At 63.3% G+C, this 16,595-nt stretch carries 24 protein-coding genes and 1 pseudogene; 11 read left to right on the plus strand and 14 right to left on the minus strand.

Annotation, left to right across the window (positions count from 1 at the left end):
• The first annotated feature begins 134 nt into the window (after positions 1-134).
• Together ettA and HYH07_RS35410 are read left to right on the plus strand one after the other, a co-directional pair.
• The gene (ettA, locus tag HYH07_RS35405; RefSeq protein WP_220006794.1) at positions 135-1,784 is read left to right on the plus strand and encodes an energy-dependent translational throttle protein EttA; all 1,650 of its coding nucleotides are present in this window, start codon (positions 135-137) and stop codon (positions 1,782-1,784) included.
• Positions 1,785-1,791: 7 nt separating this feature from the next.
• A complete protein-coding gene (locus HYH07_RS35410; protein ID WP_220006795.1) occupies positions 1,792-3,018 on the plus strand; it encodes a lytic murein transglycosylase in 1,227 nt (408 codons plus the stop codon).
• Positions 3,019-3,099: 81 nt separating this feature from the next.
• Here HYH07_RS35410 and HYH07_RS35415 read toward each other — a convergent pair whose 3' ends face one another.
• Positions 3,100-3,384: a hypothetical protein gene (locus HYH07_RS35415; RefSeq protein WP_057754182.1), complete on the minus strand. Its 285-nt coding sequence runs from the start codon at positions 3,382-3,384 to the stop codon at positions 3,100-3,102.
• A 237-nt stretch (positions 3,385-3,621) separates the two neighbouring features.
• Positions 3,622-3,948, minus strand: coding sequence for a hypothetical protein (locus HYH07_RS35420; protein WP_220006796.1), 327 nt, complete (start codon positions 3,946-3,948; stop codon positions 3,622-3,624).
• A gap of 128 nt (positions 3,949-4,076) precedes the next feature.
• Between HYH07_RS35420 and HYH07_RS35425 the strand changes: the two genes are divergently transcribed.
• The 3 genes from HYH07_RS35425 (at position 4,077) to bfr (ending at position 5,421) form a co-directional block, all read left to right on the plus strand.
• Entirely contained in the window at positions 4,077-4,361 is a 285-nt protein-coding gene (locus HYH07_RS35425) for a hypothetical protein (RefSeq protein ID WP_220006797.1), read from the plus strand.
• Between the two features lie 167 nt (positions 4,362-4,528).
• Positions 4,529-4,801, plus strand: a complete 273-nt coding sequence (locus HYH07_RS35430) for a bacterioferritin-associated ferredoxin (protein WP_057754191.1) — start codon at positions 4,529-4,531, stop codon at positions 4,799-4,801.
• 131 nt (positions 4,802-4,932) lie between these two features.
• The gene (gene bfr / locus HYH07_RS35435; protein ID WP_011089420.1) at positions 4,933-5,421 is read left to right on the plus strand and encodes a bacterioferritin; all 489 of its coding nucleotides are present in this window, start codon (positions 4,933-4,935) and stop codon (positions 5,419-5,421) included.
• A gap of 186 nt (positions 5,422-5,607) precedes the next feature.
• On the opposite strand, the gene HYH07_RS35440 is transcribed toward bfr, so the two are convergent.
• From HYH07_RS35440 to HYH07_RS35450, 3 genes and pseudogenes are all read right to left on the minus strand, one after another.
• The gene (locus tag HYH07_RS35440; RefSeq protein ID WP_220006798.1) at positions 5,608-6,210 is read right to left on the minus strand and encodes an MSMEG_1061 family FMN-dependent PPOX-type flavoprotein; all 603 of its coding nucleotides are present in this window, start codon (positions 6,208-6,210) and stop codon (positions 5,608-5,610) included.
• A gap of 76 nt (positions 6,211-6,286) precedes the next feature.
• Positions 6,287-6,631: a hypothetical protein gene (locus tag HYH07_RS35445; protein ID WP_220006799.1), complete on the minus strand. Its 345-nt coding sequence runs from the start codon at positions 6,629-6,631 to the stop codon at positions 6,287-6,289.
• 140 nt (positions 6,632-6,771) lie between these two features.
• Positions 6,772-7,050, minus strand: a pseudogene (locus HYH07_RS35450) (hypothetical protein); the annotation flags it as partial.
• A gap of 91 nt (positions 7,051-7,141) precedes the next feature.
• Between HYH07_RS35450 and HYH07_RS35455 the strand changes: the two are divergent.
• Together HYH07_RS35455 and HYH07_RS35460 are read left to right on the plus strand one after the other, a co-directional pair.
• Positions 7,142-7,408 carry a DUF2277 domain-containing protein gene (locus HYH07_RS35455; RefSeq protein ID WP_057754196.1) on the plus strand — a complete coding sequence of 89 codons (267 nt, stop codon included), beginning with the start codon at positions 7,142-7,144 and terminating at the stop codon, positions 7,406-7,408.
• 97 nt (positions 7,409-7,505) lie between these two features.
• On the plus strand, positions 7,506-7,721 hold the full coding sequence (locus HYH07_RS35460; protein WP_057754199.1) for a hypothetical protein: 216 nt from the start codon (positions 7,506-7,508) through the stop codon (positions 7,719-7,721).
• 102 nt (positions 7,722-7,823) lie between these two features.
• Here the strand turns inward: HYH07_RS35460 and HYH07_RS35465 are convergent, their stop codons facing one another.
• From HYH07_RS35465 to HYH07_RS35475, 3 genes are all read right to left on the minus strand, one after another.
• The gene (locus HYH07_RS35465) at positions 7,824-8,360 is read right to left on the minus strand and encodes a collagen-like protein (RefSeq protein WP_220006800.1); all 537 of its coding nucleotides are present in this window, start codon (positions 8,358-8,360) and stop codon (positions 7,824-7,826) included.
• Between the two features lie 289 nt (positions 8,361-8,649).
• Entirely contained in the window at positions 8,650-8,898 is a 249-nt protein-coding gene (locus tag HYH07_RS35470) for a helix-turn-helix domain-containing protein (RefSeq protein WP_057754205.1), read from the minus strand.
• A gap of 191 nt (positions 8,899-9,089) precedes the next feature.
• Positions 9,090-9,857, minus strand: a complete 768-nt coding sequence (locus HYH07_RS35475) for an SDR family NAD(P)-dependent oxidoreductase (protein ID WP_220006801.1) — start codon at positions 9,855-9,857, stop codon at positions 9,090-9,092.
• A 111-nt stretch (positions 9,858-9,968) separates the two neighbouring features.
• Here HYH07_RS35475 and HYH07_RS35480 point away from each other — a divergent pair, with 111 nt between their 5' ends.
• A complete protein-coding gene (locus HYH07_RS35480) occupies positions 9,969-10,454 on the plus strand; it encodes a J domain-containing protein (protein ID WP_220006802.1) in 486 nt (161 codons plus the stop codon).
• A gap of 6 nt (positions 10,455-10,460) precedes the next feature.
• On the opposite strand, the gene HYH07_RS35485 is transcribed toward HYH07_RS35480, so the two are convergent.
• The 4 genes from HYH07_RS35485 to HYH07_RS35500 all read right to left on the minus strand — a co-directional run bounded on the left by HYH07_RS35485 (position 10,461) and on the right by HYH07_RS35500 (position 12,426).
• The gene (locus HYH07_RS35485; protein WP_220006803.1) at positions 10,461-11,099 is read right to left on the minus strand and encodes a hypothetical protein; all 639 of its coding nucleotides are present in this window, start codon (positions 11,097-11,099) and stop codon (positions 10,461-10,463) included.
• 91 nt (positions 11,100-11,190) lie between these two features.
• Positions 11,191-11,445, minus strand: coding sequence for a hypothetical protein (locus HYH07_RS35490; protein ID WP_220006804.1), 255 nt, complete (start codon positions 11,443-11,445; stop codon positions 11,191-11,193).
• Positions 11,446-11,636: 191 nt separating this feature from the next.
• Positions 11,637-11,897 (minus strand): hypothetical protein, encoded by a 261-nt coding sequence (locus HYH07_RS35495; RefSeq protein ID WP_057754219.1) that lies wholly within the window; start codon positions 11,895-11,897, stop codon positions 11,637-11,639.
• A gap of 145 nt (positions 11,898-12,042) precedes the next feature.
• Positions 12,043-12,426 carry a RidA family protein gene (locus HYH07_RS35500; RefSeq protein ID WP_220006805.1) on the minus strand — a complete coding sequence of 128 codons (384 nt, stop codon included), beginning with the start codon at positions 12,424-12,426 and terminating at the stop codon, positions 12,043-12,045.
• 467 nt (positions 12,427-12,893) lie between these two features.
• Between HYH07_RS35500 and HYH07_RS35505 the strand changes: the two genes are divergently transcribed.
• Complete coding sequence (locus HYH07_RS35505; protein WP_220006806.1) at positions 12,894-13,328, plus strand: hypothetical protein; 435 nt, start codon at positions 12,894-12,896, stop codon at positions 13,326-13,328.
• 161 nt (positions 13,329-13,489) lie between these two features.
• Here the strand turns inward: HYH07_RS35505 and HYH07_RS35510 are convergent, their stop codons facing one another.
• Both HYH07_RS35510 and HYH07_RS35515 read right to left on the minus strand, forming a co-directional pair.
• On the minus strand, positions 13,490-14,182 hold the full coding sequence (locus tag HYH07_RS35510; protein ID WP_220006807.1) for a glutathione S-transferase family protein: 693 nt from the start codon (positions 14,180-14,182) through the stop codon (positions 13,490-13,492).
• Positions 14,183-14,192: 10 nt separating this feature from the next.
• Positions 14,193-14,588 (minus strand): hypothetical protein, encoded by a 396-nt coding sequence (locus HYH07_RS35515; RefSeq protein ID WP_220006808.1) that lies wholly within the window; start codon positions 14,586-14,588, stop codon positions 14,193-14,195.
• A gap of 266 nt (positions 14,589-14,854) precedes the next feature.
• Between HYH07_RS35515 and HYH07_RS35520 the strand changes: the two genes are divergently transcribed.
• Both HYH07_RS35520 and HYH07_RS35525 read left to right on the plus strand, forming a co-directional pair.
• Entirely contained in the window at positions 14,855-15,292 is a 438-nt protein-coding gene (locus HYH07_RS35520) for a VOC family protein (protein ID WP_220006809.1), read from the plus strand.
• 184 nt (positions 15,293-15,476) lie between these two features.
• Positions 15,477-16,205: an SDR family oxidoreductase gene (locus HYH07_RS35525; protein ID WP_220006810.1), complete on the plus strand. Its 729-nt coding sequence runs from the start codon at positions 15,477-15,479 to the stop codon at positions 16,203-16,205.
• Positions 16,206-16,595 lie beyond the last annotated feature (390 nt).

Raw genomic sequence — 16,595 nt, forward strand, 5'->3', positions numbered from 1 at the left:
TCCGGATCGGTGGCCGGATGGTGTCCGGCCAGTATTCATCCGTGGTGAACGGAGGGAAAACATTGCCCTTTGGGGGCGGGATCGCTACATCGGCGGCTAGCAAATCTCCTCAAATTGAAGGTTTCACGGGACCGATGGCGCGCCAGTTCATCTATTTCATGCAAGGCCTGACCAAGAGCTACCCGACCCGGAAGGTGCTCGACAACATCCATCTCAGCTTTTACCCGGACGCCAAGATCGGCGTTCTCGGCGTCAACGGCTCTGGTAAGTCGACCCTGCTCAAGATCATGGCGGGCCTCGACAAGGAATATACCGGCGAGGCCTGGGTCGCCGAGGGCGCCCGCGTCGGCTATCTCGAGCAGGAGCCGCAACTGGACCCTGCGCTTTCCGTCCGCGACAACGTCATGCAGGGCGTCGCCAAGCAGAAGGCGATCCTCGACCGCTACAACGAGCTCGCGGTCAACTATTCGGACGAGACCGCCGACGAGATGACCAAGCTGCAGGACGAGATCGAGGCCCAGGGCCTCTGGGATCTCGACAGCAAGGTCGACCAGGCCATGGACGCGCTGCGCTGCCCGCCTGATGATGCCGACGTGACGAAGCTCTCGGGCGGCGAGCGCCGCCGTGTCGCGCTGTGCCGTCTTCTGCTCGACCAGCCCGACCTCCTTCTGCTGGACGAACCGACCAACCATCTCGACGCCGAATCCGTGTCGTGGCTGGAAGGTCATCTTCGCAACTATCCCGGCGCCATCCTGATCGTCACCCACGATCGCTACTTCCTCGACAATGTCACGGGGTGGATCCTCGAGCTCGATCGCGGCCGCGGCATCCCCTACGAGGGCAATTATTCGTCCTGGCTGGTGCAGAAGCAGAAGCGCCTCGAGCAGGAAGGCCGCGAGGACGCCGCGCACCAGAAGACGCTCGCCCGCGAGCAGGAATGGGTCGCCTCGTCGCCCAAGGCGCGCCAGGCCAAGTCGAAGGCGCGCTACCAGCGCTATGAGGAACTGCTCAAGCAGGCGAGCGAGAAGCAGACCCAGACCGCGCAGATCATCATTCCCGTGGCCGAGCGGCTCGGCGCCAACGTGGTCGATTTCGAAGGCCTCAGCAAAGGCTTCGGCGATCGCCTGCTGATCGACGATCTCACCTTCAAGCTGCCGCCCGGCGGCATCGTCGGTGTCATCGGTCCCAACGGCGCCGGCAAGACCACGCTGTTCAGGATGATCACGGGGCAGGATAAGCCCGACAAGGGCACGATCACGATCGGTGAGACCGTGCATCTGGGCTATGTCGACCAGTCGCGCGATGCACTCGACGGCAAGAAGACCGTGTGGGAGGAAATCTCCGGCGGCAACGAGCTGATCCTGCTGGGCAAGAAGGAAGTGAACTCGCGCGGCTATTGCTCGTCGTTCAACTTCAAGGGCGCTGACCAGCAGAAAAAGGTCGGCGCACTCTCCGGCGGTGAACGCAACCGCGTGCATCTGGCAAAGATGCTGAAGTCCGGCGCCAACGTGCTGCTGCTCGACGAACCGACCAACGACCTCGACGTCGACACGCTCCGCGCGCTCGAAGAGGCGCTGGAGGATTTCGCCGGCTGCGCCGTCATCATCAGCCACGATCGCTGGTTCCTCGACCGCATCGCGACCCACATCCTGGCCTTCGAAGGCGACAGTCATGTCGAATGGTTTGAAGGCAACTTCCAGGATTACGAGAAGGACAAGATGCGCCGGCTCGGCCAGGACAGCATCATCCCGCACCGCGTGAAGTACAAGAAGCTGACGCGGTGATGGTGTGATGATGCGGCGGGCGCTCATCGCTGCGGTGATCATCATCGCCGGCGGATGGCCGTCCGCCCATGCTGCCGATGCTGCCTTTACGCAGTTCATCGCCTCGCTCTGGCCGCAAGCGCAAGAGGCCGGCGTCTCGCGCGCGACGTTCGACCGAGAGACGCGCGGGCTTGAGCCTGACTACAAGCTGCCCGATCTGATTCTGCCGGGGCGGCCCGCGACCGGTGCGCCGTCGCAGGCCGAGTTCGTGCAGGTGCCGGCCGATTACGTCCGGGAAGCCTCGATTGCGAATCTCGCGGGCGAGGGACAGCGGCTGCTGCAAAAATACAATGCCGCGCTGACGAAGATCGAGAAGAGCTCCGGCGTGCCTGCGACCGTCATGCTCGCGATCTGGGGACGTGAAACCGACTATGGTCGCTATAAACTGCCTTACGATCTCGTCCGCGTGCTGGCAACGCAGGCCTATGTCGGCCGGCGCAAGGACACCTATCGCAACGAGTTCATCCTCGCGCTGAAGATCCTCGGCGAGGGCGTGGTGACGCGCAAGGACATGACCTCATCATGGGCGGGTGCCACAGGGCTCACGCAATTCCTGCCGTCCGAATATTACAAGCATGGCGTCGATTTCGACGGCGATGGCCGCATCGACATCTGGCACTCGGTGCCGGATGCGCTCGCCTCGGCTGCGCAGCAGCTCGTCAACAAGGGCTGGCAGAGTGGCGTGCGCTGGGCCTATGAAGTGCAGGCACCTGCCAAGGTCGACTGCACCATTGGCGTGCCTGAGGTGACCAAGCCGATCGGTCAGTGGTTGCGTGAAGGCTTTGTGCCGGTGCGCGGGCAGAAGTTGAGTGCCGCAGAGCAGGCCCAGCCGGCCTCGCTGCTTCAGCCGGAGGGCATCTATGGTCCGGCATTCCTGACCACGAAGAATTACTACGTCATCAAGGAATACAATTTCTCCGACCTTTACGTGCTGTTCGTCGGTCATCTCAGCGACCGCATGACCAGCCCGCTGCCATTTGCGACGCCATGGTCGGCATCCAAGCAGCTGCGTACGAAGGATGTGGAGGCGATGCAGCGCGGGCTCACCCGCATCGGATTGTACAAGGACAAGATCGACGGCAAGGCCGGCATGCAGACGCGCGCCGCGCTCGGCGCTTATCAGAAATCGGCGGGGCTCAAGGTTGATTGCTGGCCGAGCGAAGAGGTGCTGCGCTCGATCGACGCCGCGCGCTAGCGGCCTTCCCAATGAAAAAGCCCGGCCGATGGTCTCGGCCGGGCTTCGATCGCAGCGCCTGGTCAGCGCCGTGCGATCGGATCAGTAGCAGACGCGAACCGGGCGAATGACCCAGCCGTAACCGTCCCAATAGCGCTGCCGCTGCCAGTAGCAGGGCGGCGGGGGCGGAGCGGGCTCGGCGACGTAAACCGGGCCACCATAGGCCGGACGGCTCGATGCGATCGCGCCGCCGACAATGGCGCCGCCGATCAGGCCGGCCGCGATGCCGGCGCCGATGTTGTCACCGGCTTTGGCGGACGGAGTGGCGGTCACCAGCGAACCGGCGATCGTCGCAACCGTGAGGGCGGCAACAATAGTCTTCTTCATGCTCTTGGCTCTCCTGGGAGAAGGACGTCCCTCGTTAGGAGCGTCCAGGGTTCAAAGGTTCACGCACACTCTAATGGAATTGGCCTTGCAGCTAGAAAGCGCGCAATTGGTCAATCCACGGTAAACGCACACGGAGCTGTGACGAGAAAAAGCGGTCTTTTTCAGGCTTTGAGATGAATGGCGCGTCCGTAGTGAACCGGCCCAACGGAACGGCCCGACCATCCGGCCTAACGCGCCTCAGCCACAGACTCGGACGCGACGAACGCGCCAGGCGTAGCCGTCCCAGAAGCGCTGCTTCTGCCAGACGCAGCCATCGCCGTAATAATCGTCGGCGACGTAGCCGGGACCCGGCGCGTAATAGCGGGGCGGATAGTAGCCGTAGCCTGGGCCATAGCCGTAGCCGGGTCCGTAATAATACGGAGACGCCAGCGCGCCACCTACGATGGCACCACCAATGATGCCGGCGGCGACGCCCGCCGCGACACCGCGCTGCGCATGAGCCGGCGTCCCAGCGGTCAGGACCAGGGTGGCAACGGCAGCGATTGCCAATAGCGTCTTCTTCATCGGCTCGACCTTTCACAGGAACGCATAACTCTTGCGGCCAAAGTTCCATATTTCGCTTGAATGATCAATGAACGGCGCAATGGGCGGGTGCGACCAATGGTTGAGACAGAGGCTTCCAGGAGACGACGATGAATGCCCTGACCAATGCCCTGATCGCCTTCGCCGCCGTTGGCGTGGTGGGTTATGCCCTGATGACCCACCTGCAGAACCGCGCCCCACGGACGCGCACCAGAGCGGGCGGCGTTGGCGCCGACAGCTATTCGGATACGACGAATGACGGCTTGGGAAGCTGGTTTTCCAGCGACAGTTCCGGAAGCTCGACCGACAGCGGCAGCTGCTCCGCCAGTGATAGCGGCGGTGGTGGAGATTGTGGTGGCGGTGGTGATGGTGGAGGTGGCGGGAGCAGCGATTAAGCCCGGTCCGGCATCATTTTGATCCAGCGCAACTCGCTAATTTAGAGCCGTTCTAGGCTTTATCCGGGCCAGTTTGGAATAACTTGAAATACCGGTTTTTCCTTTTGCATCCGGCCGGCCCCTTAAATATCGATGATGGTGCATCACCGACGGGGCCTACCGCTTCCATGATCGTTTGTTCCTGTAACGTGCTGAGCGATGACGATATCCGCGCCGCCGTCGCCGAGTCCGACGATGCTGTGCGTCATGCCAAGCAGGTCTATGGATGCCTCGGCTGTAGTGCCGAATGCGGTCGCTGCGCCCGAACGATCAAGACGATCATCGACGAAGCGCTCGGCCCGTGTGCGCAGTCCTGCTGCGCCGGTTGCCCGCACAGCCACACGGTGGCTGCGAACGACGAGTTCGCCGAACCCGCCCAGTTCGCCCTCGCGGCCTGCTGAAAATTTCCGCGACGACGGCTGAGCTTTTCCCCGCCTGCGTCCTGGCAGTCAGTTGCCCTTGTGTTTAATCTCATTTAGAAGCGTTCTAAATCGGATGGAACCGATTTGGACTGCAGGAGCTGGAGTGGACCATGCAAGGCGACGCAAAAGTTATCGACTATCTCAACAAGGCGCTGCGTCACGAACTGACTGCGATCAACCAGTACTGGCTGCACTACCGCTTCCTCGACAATTGGGGCCTCCTCGATATGGCCAAGGTCTGGCGCAAGGAGTCCATCGAGGAGATGGAGCACGCTGACAAGCTCACTGCGCGCATCCTGTTCTTCGACGGCTTCCCGAACATGCAGGTGCTGGATCCGCTCCGTATCGGACAGAACGTCAAGGAGATCATCGAGTGCGATCTTGCTGCCGAGATGAGCGCACGTGCGCTCTACCAGGAAGCGGCGACTTACTGCCACGGCGTCAAGGACTACGTCACGCGCGACCTGTTCGAGAAGCTGATGAGCGACGAGGAGCACCACATCGACTTCCTCGAAACCCAGCTCGACTTGATCGGCCGCATCGGCCTCGAGCTCTACACCCAGAAGCACGTCGGCGGGCTCGAGGGCGAGGGGCATTAGTCCGTTAGTCGCTAGCTTTACCACACACTCTTATGTCGTCCCGGCGAAGGCCGGGACCCATAACCCCAGAGAGAGGTTATGGGGTGAGCCGGCAGCCGCGAGTCTTCGTCAAAACCCCTTCCTGTGGTTTTGGATCCCGGATCTGCGCTGCGCTTGTCCGGGATGACACCCGGATTGTGATATCAATTAAAGCTGCACCTTGTAGCGCTCCTCCACGATCTCCTGGCTTTCGGGCTCGCCGAGGCTGGTCTGATCGTGGATGACCTGGCTGATACTGGGCATCACTGAGCGCGGCACCTTCTCCGTCGACCACAGCTTAGAGCGCATCAGAGCCTTGCCGCAGTGGAAGTAGACTTCGCTGACGGCGACGTTCAGAACCGCGCGCGGCGGCTTGCCGAACTCCACCATCGCGGCGAGCAGATCCGGATCGGCCGAGAGTGTTCCGCGCCCGCCAACGCGCAGCGTTTCGTCAATCCCAGGGACGAAGAACAGCAAATGCACGAACCCCGAGCCTTCGACGACATTGCGAAAACTGTCGATGCGGTTATTGCCGGCGCGGTCGGGCATCAGCAACTGGTTTGGGCCGGCGACATGGACAAAGCCGACGCCGCCACCGCGCGGTGAGGCATCGACGCTGCCATCGGTGCCCGATGTCGCGAGCACGCAGAACGGCGACATCTCGATGAACTTCCTCGCATGCGCATCGATCGCGGGACGCGCTTTGGCGATCACGCGCGGGGTTGGCTTCGCATAGATGGTGGCGAGGTCTTCGGCGCAAAGGTCAGTCAACGGCGTGCCTCCGGATGAGCTCGGCGTCAAACTACCGGATCGGGCTACGTCCGCCAATGAATTCCCGCTTGAGACGTCAGACGGCGTCGGCCGGCACGAAGCAGCTGATGATGATGGCGCCGCGGTGGTGGACGTACCACACCACGGCTTGACCGACCGGATTGCCGCGATCGCGGATGATGGCGCGCTCAGGGACCTCCATCCACTGTCCCTCGATCGGCACCCAGTACGCACCTTTGCGCACGTCGTAGTCCGTGCGGTGGCCATCGGAGATGTCGCAGCAGGGTACGCCGTTCGGCGCGATTACGCTCTTGAACCACGCACGGATGTCGGGTGGAACGCTATCGTACTGGCCATTGTCGAACGCGAGCGCGGTTCCCGTCGTCGCGGCGAGCCAAACGCACAGCGCAAGCCTGTGCATGCAAATCCTCCTCATCGCGTGGTCGATTCGTATCGTTGACGCGATTAAGCCCGAGCCGTCGGCTCATTGCATGCTCAAAAAATATGCGGCGCGGGGCGGCACACATGATGCGTTGCGATATTGAGGTCGCTGGAAGATGTCTACATCGTGCGCTGCGGTGCGGTTTGCAGCAGTTGCCGGACCTGTTCGTTGTAGAATTCTGCGTTGCTGGTGGTGCCGTGGCCACGCGTCTCGGTGCTCGCGGGGATGAGGTACAGCTTGCCGTTCTTGACCCGCTTCATCGCGGCATCCGTGATCCCGGTCTCGGGCGGGTTACGCTCGTCGTCGGCGGAATTGATCAGCAGCAGCGAGGCCTCGAGCGCCTCGGCGGCGTTGTAGTCATGCGAGGCCTCCCATTGATAGACGTATTCGTTCGCGTCAGTTGGCGTGGACCTTAGCAGAAGTTTCCGGATGGATGTAGGATTTCGGCTTCGCCGACCGTCTTATGAGGACATCACCGGGAGAGACTGCATGTGCCGCAACATCAAGACCCTGTTCAATTTTGAGCCGCCGGCGACGGAGGAGGAGATCCATGCCAGCGCGCTTCAGTTCGTGCGAAAGCTCTCCGGCTTCAACAAGCCCTCACAAGCCAATGAAGCGGCCTTCGACCGGGCGGTGGCGGAGGTTTCAGAGGCTGCGCGAAAACTACTGACCTCGCTGCACACCCACGCGCCGGCGCGCGACCGAGAGGTCGAGGCGGAGAAGGCGAAGGAGCGTTCGCGTCTGCGCTTCGGCTAGACGTTACACAAAGTCCCACCGTGACCTGCCTCACGGTGGCGTTGGCCGTGACGCGCGATGATGTCTGCCGGGGTTCTGACAACCCGGAGCAGGAACCATGAGCCGTCCCCTTCTTCCGCTGAAAGCAGGTGCAATCATATTCACGCTGTTGTGGACAGCGTGGATGATGTGGTGGAGCGGCTCGTTCTCGAGCGCGAACGTGGTGATCCTGGCGGTTTGCGGCGCGGCTGTCGGCTATCTCTGGTACCGCGCCATGCGCTGGCAGTTCGAGCGCATGGGCATGGTGCCGCGACGTGACAACCAGGCGAAGTAACGGCGCAAAGCGCGATGAGATTAGGATGAATCATCGCGCTTTAGCTCGTGGTTTGAGCATGATCTTTTTCGGAAAACCGCTTCGTATTTTCCGGATTATGCTTTAGCCCTTCTGGCCGTGCTTCTTCTTTTTCTTCTTTTTCTTGGGCTCGTCGCCTTCGTCCTCGTCGCTATCGTTATCCGAGGACCCATCTTCAACCTCTTGCACTGCAGCTTCGAGGGCGGTGCGTTCGGCGGCTTCCTGCTCGCGCTGGCGGCGGCGCTCGTCCCAGGCGCCGAACAGCTGATCGAGCCACGGCAGCACTTGCTCGATCGATGGCAACTGGCCGGGCGGGCCCGGCTCGCCGCGCGGGCCCTGCGGACCGACCGGGCCTTGAGGTCCTGCGGGGCCCTGAGATCCTGCGGGGCCCTGGGGTCCTGCGGCACCCCGCGGACCGGCCTCGCCTGGCTTGCCTGGCAAGCCAGGCTTGCCCTGCGGTCCGGCCTTTCCGGTCGGTCCAGGCTTGCCTTGTGGTCCCGGCTTGCCGCGTGCGCCGTCCGGGCCGCGCTTGCCTGGATGACCCTGCGGCCCCGGCCGTCCCGGTTCGCCCTGCCGTCCGCGCGGACCCTGCGGTCCCGGCCGTCCCTGATCGTCTGCCACGCCGCTGCTCCCTCTTGGCACGCTTGCTACTTAGCGGCGTTTGAGGGCAGCAGCAATTCCGCCCGCGCGTCGTGGCGGGCTAGATCAACATCAATCGGCGCCGCAAGACGGCATCCTGCCCCGAGGTCGTCCCGGTTGGCTACGCCAAGGAGCAGCAGCCGTCATGGGCGATACTGACGGCCTTCGCGTTGTGCGCAATCGTATTGACCGCGGCCTGGGACGCGATCATCACGACGTCACTGCTTGCCGGCGCGAAGCTGTACCGGATGCTCTTCGGCGCCGTCACGCGCTAGTCGTGATAGGCCGGCACCTCGATGCCGGAGGCCGCATAGATCCTGATCTTGTTGCGCAGCGTGCGTACCGACAGGCCGAGCACGCGCGAGGCACGCGTGCGGTTGCCGTCGCAGCGCGCGAGCGTCTGCAACACCAGCTCGCGTTCGACCTCACCGACGGTCGCGCCGATCAACAGTGGAACAATCTCATTAGGTGCAAGCAATTGCGTGCCCTGCTCGGGCGCCGCGACATGAACAGTGGTCATCAATACACTCCCCGATCAACGCCCGCTTCCGTCCTTGGAAGCGGATCGAGAACAAACGATCCGTAGATCTACGGTGGCCGGCTTTGGTTAATGAAAGGTTAATTCCAAGCGATCGCTACGAATTGACCTTGGGAATGCCGCCGCGTTGCCGCGATTGGCACGAGATGCATAGCGATGCGGACTGATCTCGCTCACACCGTGCGATATCCGCCGTCGACCATGACGATCGATCCTGTGACGAAGGACGACAGGTCTGACGCGAGGAAGATCGCGGGACCGACGATGTCCTCGGGTTTGCCGGTGCGCGCGAGCGGGGTGTGGTCGACGAAGGCCTGCACCAACGCCGGATTGGTGGCGCGCACATGGGCGTTGAGGTTGGTCTCGATGAAGCCCGGCCCGATCGCGTTGACGCGCACGCCCTCCTTGCCGAGCTCGACCGCGAGCGCCTTGGTGAAGCCTAGCACGCCATGCTTCGAAGTGGTGTAGGCCGCCGAACTCGGCGTGCGCAGATGCACGAAGGACTGGATCGAGGCGATATTGACGATACGCCCCTTGGTTGCGCGCAGGGGGCTGAGGAACGCCTGCGTCGTGTTGAAAACGCCGTTGAGGTTGAGCGAGATGATGTCGTTCCAGTCCTTCGCCACCGCTTCAGTCTCGGCGGTAAAGGCATTGCGTCGGGTGATGCCGGCATTGTTGACGAGGATCGAGACCTGCCCGACCTTATCGGCGACCTGCTTGGCCAGTGCGAAACAGTCGTCACGCCTGGTCACGTCGAGCGCGAAGCTCGTAGCCTTGCCGCCGGCCTTGCGGATCTCCTCGGCGGCCTCCGCGACCGTGGCGGCGTTGACGTCGAGCAGCACCACTTGCGCGCCCTCGCGGGCATAGCCGGCGCCAATCGCCCGGCCGATGCCGGATCCGGCGCCCGTGACGACAGCGATGTGGTTTGCGAGCAATGCCATGGCAATTTTCTCCCGGATTCGTTTCTAAGTTTCATGAAAGGCTAACCCGAAATTAAGGCGGCGGAAACGGCGGCCTTGGCATACTCGTCCGCGTTGCTAAACGTTGCGCGCATGATGGAACGACTTGAATCCTGGAAACTGGCGCTCGAGCGCCTGCGGGCGGCCGACGCGGCGGATTGGGCCGAGGCTGGCCGGCTGGTGGCCGAGATCATCAGGATGAGCACGGATGCCACGCTGCGCCAGGCGGCCGAGCAAGCGCTGCCCGTGCTGCGCCAGGCCGCGGACAATGACGATCACGGAGTGACGCTGGCCGCGCGTCGCCGCATCGGCGTGATCCTCGACGTCGTCCATGATCTGACTGCGCCGCGCTTTGGCCGTCGCAACGCGGCGCCAAAGAAACTGTCCAGCGAGGATCGGGCCCGCAAGATGCTTGGCCTGCCGCTCGCGGTGCAGCTCACTTGCGAGGATATCAACCAGGCCTATCGCCGCGCCGCCAAGGGCATGCATCCTGACCAGGGCGGCAGTGCGCAGGCCTTTATCGAACTCGCGGCCGCGCGCGATGTTTTGATTCATCCCGGCGCGCACAAGGACGCCTGAGAGCGCTCAGCTCTTGTTGACGCAGCTCGGATAGGGCGCGGCTTCGCCCGGCATGATCGGGCAGAGATCAATCGGACTGAGGTCGCGCAGGCGCGTTTGCCAGCTGATGTCGTTGACCGGCGGCTCGTCGCTTTCGGGGCCGCGCTCGGCCCATTGGATTGTGTAATAGTCGCTCGTGCCCTTCAGCGTGATCAGCAGCGTGGTCTCGCTGTGCCGCGTCGGGCCGCTGTCGATGCGGCCGCAGCCGATCACCGCGACAAAGCCCTCGAAGCGGCCGAACCTGGTCTCGCCCAGGGGTCGCGCCGCAAAGCTATCGGGGCAGGCCGATTTGAAGCCGCCGGCGATGCTGCCCGCGAACATCTCCGGCGAGCTCCCTGGCCTCAGCGTCATGCCCTTTTCGCCGGTGATCGTGATCATCTGCGTCCAGCGCTCGGGCGTCTCGCCCTTCAGCACGGCTTCGCGGATGTAGTGGCCGCCCTTGGTGTTCTCGAGCACCGCCGCGAAATTCGACGGCATCGCGAAGGCGACGAGCTGGCCGAAGATCGGCGAGATGACGCGGAAGGATTGCGGGGCTTGCGCCTGCGCCGCTGCGGCAAGCAGGAGCGAAGCGGCGAGGGCCGCCAGCGTCGTGGTCCGTGCGCGCATCGAGCTGCTCCTGTTCGGGAGGCAAAAAATCACCGGGCAAGGATGCTAGCGCCGCATCCTTGCCCGGCCCTGTCGTCCGCCGATCGAAGACTTACCAGCGGCAGTGACCGGCCTTGAGCGCGCTGTCCTTTATCGCCAGTGCGTCGACCAAGGTCGGAACGGTCGCGCTGGCGCGATGATAGCCGGCGGGCCACGGCGTGGTCGGAATGCTCTCGTCCCAGATCTGGCAGAAGCCGCTGTCCTGCCAGCGGATCAAATGATAGCCGGCTTCGGCGGGGCTCGCAGCGACGAAAGCGGCAGCGGCAAGACCGGCGACAGCGCAGAGCATGGAAATACGACGACGCATGGATCAGCTCCTCAATTGAAAGATGTGATGCGCCTCCCGACAATGACGGGGAGGAGTGCGGAGCGCTGCCTCAGCCTGCGCCCCGGACAAGAGGTGAGTAGTTCCGTGTGCTGATCAGGTTCAAAGCCGCCAAAAGGAAAGGGCGGGCTGCATGCGCAACCCGCCCTCGATATCAGGACCGGCCTGATGGCTCAGAGCGTACAGCGGCGCTCGCCACGCATCTTGATCTGGAGGTCGGAAGCCTGGGCGAAGGTCGGGAGCGGCTTGCTGACGACCTTGTAGGTCGAGACGCCCCACTGCAGCGGCTTGTAGTGCAGGTCCTCGTTCCAGACCTGGCAGATGCCCGTGTTGTCCCAGCGGATCACGTAATAGCCGACCTTTGCGGAGGCGGGCGCGGCAAAGACGGAGCTGGCGATGCCGGCAACGGCACAAAGGGCGAAAACGCGACGCATGGAAAATCTCCTTAGTCTGGACGGGTGAACCGAAAATTCGTGCGGTAAAAACAGCTGCTTTGCAAGCCGCCGAGCCGGCTTTCACGGACATGTCAGACCGGCGCGACCACTTGGTTTGGCTGCGTGCCCTGCAGGACACACACGCTCACTTCGCCAGCGACGCCACGGCCTCGATCTCGATCAGCATTTTGGGATCGGGCAGCGCCTGCACCACGCAGGTGGTGCGTGCAGGGAATGGCGGCGGGCCGAACGCGCCGGCATAGAGCGCATTCATCGCGGCAACATCAGTGGGGCGGGTCAAGAGCACGTTGACCTTGACGAGGTCGCGCGTCGTGGCACCGGCCTCGTCCAGCACGCGCTTGATGTTGACGACGACGTTGGCGAACTGCGCCTCGAAGCCGTCAGGCAGCGCGCCATGGGCATCGAAGCCGGGAATGCCTGACACGAACAAGAGGTCGCCGACACGGGTCGCGAAGGAGAGCGGCGGCGCCTTGACGTGCGGCGGGGGCGCAAAATGCTGGATCGGCATGGGGGCCTCGGAGGGTGCGGGTAATTTGGAAGAAGCGTAGCGGGATGCGCGGCCTGCTCCAACACAAAACGCGAAAACAACCCCATGCACAGTAGAATGATCGGCAAGACCGGAAATTCGGGAAGGAAGAAATGTGCGTTGACCCGTCGGGCAAAACAGTGGCAGAATGGCATGATGGGGATGGGTGTGGGCATGAGGGCCCCTGTAGCGCCAAGAACTCGGCTGTCATGCCCCGGCTCGTCCGAGGCATCCAGTACGCCGTGGCGGATGTGGTGAGAGCGAGCTTTTCAACGCTGGCCTCTGGAATTCTGGATCGCCCGGTCGAGCCGGGTGATGACAGTCGAATTCATCGTTGCATCTCGCGCCTCATGGGCCACGCCCCATCATGTTGCCGCCGCGATCGATCGGATAGATTGCGGCGTCTGATTCGCTTTTCCTTCCGAGAAAAATAGCCCCGGAGACGCCTCATGAAGATTGCTTCCACCTTGCGTGCCGCGCTCATCGCCATGGCCGCTTTTGCCGGCCTTTCCACCGCGGCGCAGGCCGACGGCGGCACCGTGGTGCTGACGATCTACAAGGCCGGCTGGTTCATCGGCGGCTCCGGCGGTTCGGGCGTTTTGAACTTCCACGGCCGCTCCTATGGGCTGTCGACCGGCGGGCTCGATTACGGCCTCGTCTTCGGCGGCTCCAAGACCGTGCTGCGCGGTCGCGTCTCCAACATCGTCAGGCCCTCCGACGTTGCCGGCGTCTACGGCGCTGCCGGGGCAGGTCTTGCCGTCGGCCGCGGCGCCCGCGCCATCGTGCTGACCAACCAGAAGGGCGCGGTGCTGGAGCTGTCGGGCACCCAGACCGGCCTGATGGCGAATGCCGATCTCTCCGGTCTTGCGATCACGATGCAGTAGGGCACGGTGCCGTAGGGTGGGTTAGCGTTGCGACGGCGCGAAGCGCGGTCGAAATGCGTAACCCACCGCTTTGGTTTCCGCGGTGACAGAAATGGTGGGTTACGCCCCGCGGTCCGCGCTTCGCGCAACCGCAGGGCTAACCCACCCTACGAGACCGCCGATTAGGCCGACACCATCGCATGCACCCGCTCGCAATGCGCGACGAGATTGCCATGCGCGTCGACGAACGCCTTCAGCGGCGTCGGGATCGGGAAATAGTAGATATTCGCGATGAAGCCGTAGATGCCGGCGTCGCAGCTGGTGGGCCGCTCGCCATCGACGAAACCGCTCGCCGGCACGATCTCGGCCAGCACCTGCAGATCCGCAAGCCCCCGCGCATAGGCCTGCTCCGGCGCGTAGCGGCCGATGCCCTGGTAGTGATAGCGCTGCGCATTGTAGGCCTTGGCCTTCTCGAAGCCGGCAGCGTCGACTTGCGGATGCTGCGCGATGAAGCCGTCGCGAAACGCGGGATAATAGCGCTCGTCCTTCCAGCGCGAATAGGACATCACCCAGTAGAGATCGTCCAGCATGCGCGTCACGAGATGATGGGTGCGGCGCTGCGTCGGCGACAGCGCAGCGTCGATGGTCAGATGATATTTTGCGATCGCATGCGCGATGATGGTCTCGCTATCGCCGATGGTCTCGCCGTCGTCGACGATATAAGGCAGCTGCCCGCGCGGTGCGGCGGAGGCATCGAAGATGTGCTCATGCACGAACGGGACGCCTGACAGTTTCAGGAAGGCGTAGACCTTGAGCCCATAGCCGTTGTTGTCGGCGACGCCGAACAGCTCCGGGTAGGAATAGAGGGTCAGCATGGTGGCTCCCTTATTTGCGGGCGGGCGTCGTGGCTCGCTTGTTGGTGGTGGCGGCTTGCGCGCGCTTGCCGGAGCGAATCATCAGGAACGATCCTGACGTGCCAGGCAGGCGCCAGCGCCCGTCGATCTCGGTCGCCTCTCCGTTCATGATGCCGTCATAGTTGACGATGTCGAAGCCATAGCCGGGCGGCTCGTAGCGCTTGACGAAGGATACCACGCTGCCGGCGCGATGGCCCGTGATCGAGGCGCTGTGGATCCGCACCGGGCAGCGCGGATTGGAGCATGGTTCGGTGACGCAGCCTGAGAGCGCGCCGCCGGCCTCGACCAGCGTCGCCGTGAACGTGACCATTCCCGTGCCGGGTTGGATGTAAGTGCCGTCCCAGACACCGGAGAGATCGTCGCTCATGCGGCGGCATCCTCGACATGCGCGCCGGTTGAGGCCCGGCTGTTCCAACGCGATTTTTCCACTCAAAGTCGTATCGCTGCTGTCACGTCCTGGCAAGTGTCCGCACGCGACGTCGATCGGGGGACACCCCGGCATCATCCGTTTGGCGGAGGCCGCTCTCCGGATCAAAAAATGCTATTCCGCCTGTCGGATTATCGCCCCCGCCTTCGTCCTTCGTGCGACGGCGTGCGTGTGCGCGCCTGGTCCAAGGCAAAGGATATCCTGACATGACCTCCATCACGCCGTTTCTCTGGTTCGACAACAATGTTCCTGATGCCGTCGCCTTCTACAAATCCGTATTCCCCAACGCTGAGGTCGAGACCGTCAGCGACTTCATGGCGGTGTTCGAGCTCGAAGGGCAGCGCTTCCACGCGCTCAATGGCGGGCCGCAATACCGCTTCAACGAGGCGGTGTCGTTCTTCATCAGCGTCGAGACGCAGGAGGAGGTGGATTACTTTTGGCAAGCGCTCACTGCCGACGGCGGCGAGGAATCCCGCTGCGGCTGGCTCAAGGACAAGTTCGGCCTGTCCTGGCAGGTGATCCCGTCCGCGCTCGGCCGCTATCTCAGCGATCCTGATCGCACCAAGGCGAACCGCGTCATGCAGGCGATGATGGGGATGCGGAAGCTCGTGATTGCGGAGTTGGATAAGGCGTATGCGGGGTGAGGATGATGGGATGTAGGGTGGGCAAAGGCGCGCTCTTCGCGGGCCGTGCCCACGTTCTGCCGGATTCGGAGAGAGACCGTGGGCACGGCGCTTTGCGCCTTTGCCCACCCTACGAGGCCGGCGATCTGCTTCGCGAGCGCGCCTCGCATCGCTATACTGCCGCTCCCAGCAAAATGGTGATCTCATGGCAAGAGCATTGGAAGGCAAGGTTGCGGCGGTGACGGGCGCGGCGTCGGGCATCGGGCTTGCGAGCTCTGAAGCGATGCTGGCCGCGGGCGCGCGCGTGGTGATGGTCGACCGCGACGAGGCCGCGCTCAACACGCTTCGCAACAAGCACGGCGACGCCGTGATCCCGCTGGTGGTGGACCTGCTCGACCCCAAAGACTGCGCGGCGCTGCTGCCGCGTGTGCTGGAGAAGGCGGGGCAGCTTGACATCTTCCACGCGAACGCAGGCAGCTATGTCGGCGGAGATCTCGTTGATGCGGACACCACCGCGATCGACCGGATGCTGAACCTGAACGTCAACGTGGTGATGAAGAACGTGCACGACGTGCTGCCGCACATGATCGCGCGCCGCAGCGGCGACATCATCGTCACCAGCTCGCTGGCGGCGCATTTTCCGACGCCATGGGAGCCGGTCTATGCCTCGTCGAAATGGGCGATCAACTGCTTCGTCCAGACCGTGCGGCGCCAGGTCTTCAAGCACGGCATTCGCGTCGGCTCGATCTCGCCCGGCCCTGTCGTCACCGCGCTGCTCGCGGACTGGCCGGCCGAGAAGCTGAGGGAAGCGAGGGATTCGGGCAGCCTGCTGGAGGCCAGCGAAGTCGCGGAAGTGGTGATGTTCATGCTGACTCGGCCACGCGGCATGACCATCCGTGACGTCGTGATGATGCCGACGAATTTCGACCTGTAGCCATGCTCTCGTAGGGTGGGCAAAGGCGCGCGTCGTCGCGCGACGTGCCCACGTTCTCTCGGACTCATGGAGACCTCGTGGGCACGGCGCAAGGGCGCCTTTGCCCACCCTACGAGAGCTGTGTCCTTGGAGAGCGTTGCGGATTGCCGCAATAGGATGGCCCCAAACACCACTCCGGGAAGATCACGGTGCGTAGGGTGGGTTAGCCGCTCACAAGCGTGGTCCATCAATCGGAACGGCGCAAGGCGTAACCCACCGCTTGCGCTTCCGCAGCGACCGAAGCGGTGGGCTACGCCGCGCGGCCGCGCTTCGCGCAGCCGCACAGCTAACCCACCCTTCTGTAACGGGCTTTCAAAGGTCAATCCCTTTTTGCGTCGTACCGTTCGCCGG

This window comes from Bradyrhizobium sp. BR 10261 (assembly GCF_019455395.1).
Classification (GTDB): Bacteria; Pseudomonadota; Alphaproteobacteria; order Rhizobiales; family Xanthobacteraceae; genus Bradyrhizobium; species Bradyrhizobium manausense.

Bases quoted from the DNA above. Each gene is read 5' to 3' on its own strand.
- ettA (WP_220006794.1), top strand. From the start codon at position 135: ATGGCGCGCCAGTTCATCTATTTCATGCAAGGCCTGACCAAGAGCTAC.
- HYH07_RS35410 (WP_220006795.1), top strand. From the start codon at position 1,792: ATGATGCGGCGGGCGCTCATCGCTGCGGTGATCATCATCGCCGGCGGA.
- HYH07_RS35415 (WP_057754182.1), bottom strand. From the start codon at position 3,384: ATGAAGAAGACTATTGTTGCCGCCCTCACGGTTGCGACGATCGCCGGT.
- HYH07_RS35420 (WP_220006796.1), bottom strand. From the start codon at position 3,948: ATGAAGAAGACGCTATTGGCAATCGCTGCCGTTGCCACCCTGGTCCTG.
- HYH07_RS35425 (WP_220006797.1), top strand. From the start codon at position 4,077: ATGAATGCCCTGACCAATGCCCTGATCGCCTTCGCCGCCGTTGGCGTG.
- HYH07_RS35430 (WP_057754191.1), top strand. From the start codon at position 4,529: ATGATCGTTTGTTCCTGTAACGTGCTGAGCGATGACGATATCCGCGCC.
- bfr (WP_011089420.1), top strand. From the start codon at position 4,933: ATGCAAGGCGACGCAAAAGTTATCGACTATCTCAACAAGGCGCTGCGT.
- HYH07_RS35445 (WP_220006799.1), bottom strand. From the start codon at position 6,631: ATGCACAGGCTTGCGCTGTGCGTTTGGCTCGCCGCGACGACGGGAACC.
- HYH07_RS35455 (WP_057754196.1), top strand. From the start codon at position 7,142: ATGTGCCGCAACATCAAGACCCTGTTCAATTTTGAGCCGCCGGCGACG.
- HYH07_RS35460 (WP_057754199.1), top strand. From the start codon at position 7,506: ATGAGCCGTCCCCTTCTTCCGCTGAAAGCAGGTGCAATCATATTCACG.
- HYH07_RS35470 (WP_057754205.1), bottom strand. From the start codon at position 8,898: ATGACCACTGTTCATGTCGCGGCGCCCGAGCAGGGCACGCAATTGCTT.
- HYH07_RS35475 (WP_220006801.1), bottom strand. From the start codon at position 9,857: ATGGCATTGCTCGCAAACCACATCGCTGTCGTCACGGGCGCCGGATCC.
- HYH07_RS35480 (WP_220006802.1), top strand. From the start codon at position 9,969: ATGATGGAACGACTTGAATCCTGGAAACTGGCGCTCGAGCGCCTGCGG.
- HYH07_RS35485 (WP_220006803.1), bottom strand. From the start codon at position 11,099: ATGCGCGCACGGACCACGACGCTGGCGGCCCTCGCCGCTTCGCTCCTG.
- HYH07_RS35490 (WP_220006804.1), bottom strand. From the start codon at position 11,445: ATGCGTCGTCGTATTTCCATGCTCTGCGCTGTCGCCGGTCTTGCCGCT.
- HYH07_RS35495 (WP_057754219.1), bottom strand. From the start codon at position 11,897: ATGCGTCGCGTTTTCGCCCTTTGTGCCGTTGCCGGCATCGCCAGCTCC.
- HYH07_RS35500 (WP_220006805.1), bottom strand. From the start codon at position 12,426: ATGCCGATCCAGCATTTTGCGCCCCCGCCGCACGTCAAGGCGCCGCCG.
- HYH07_RS35505 (WP_220006806.1), top strand. From the start codon at position 12,894: ATGAAGATTGCTTCCACCTTGCGTGCCGCGCTCATCGCCATGGCCGCT.
- HYH07_RS35510 (WP_220006807.1), bottom strand. From the start codon at position 14,182: ATGCTGACCCTCTATTCCTACCCGGAGCTGTTCGGCGTCGCCGACAAC.
- HYH07_RS35515 (WP_220006808.1), bottom strand. From the start codon at position 14,588: ATGAGCGACGATCTCTCCGGTGTCTGGGACGGCACTTACATCCAACCC.
- HYH07_RS35520 (WP_220006809.1), top strand. From the start codon at position 14,855: ATGACCTCCATCACGCCGTTTCTCTGGTTCGACAACAATGTTCCTGAT.
- HYH07_RS35525 (WP_220006810.1), top strand. From the start codon at position 15,477: ATGGCAAGAGCATTGGAAGGCAAGGTTGCGGCGGTGACGGGCGCGGCG.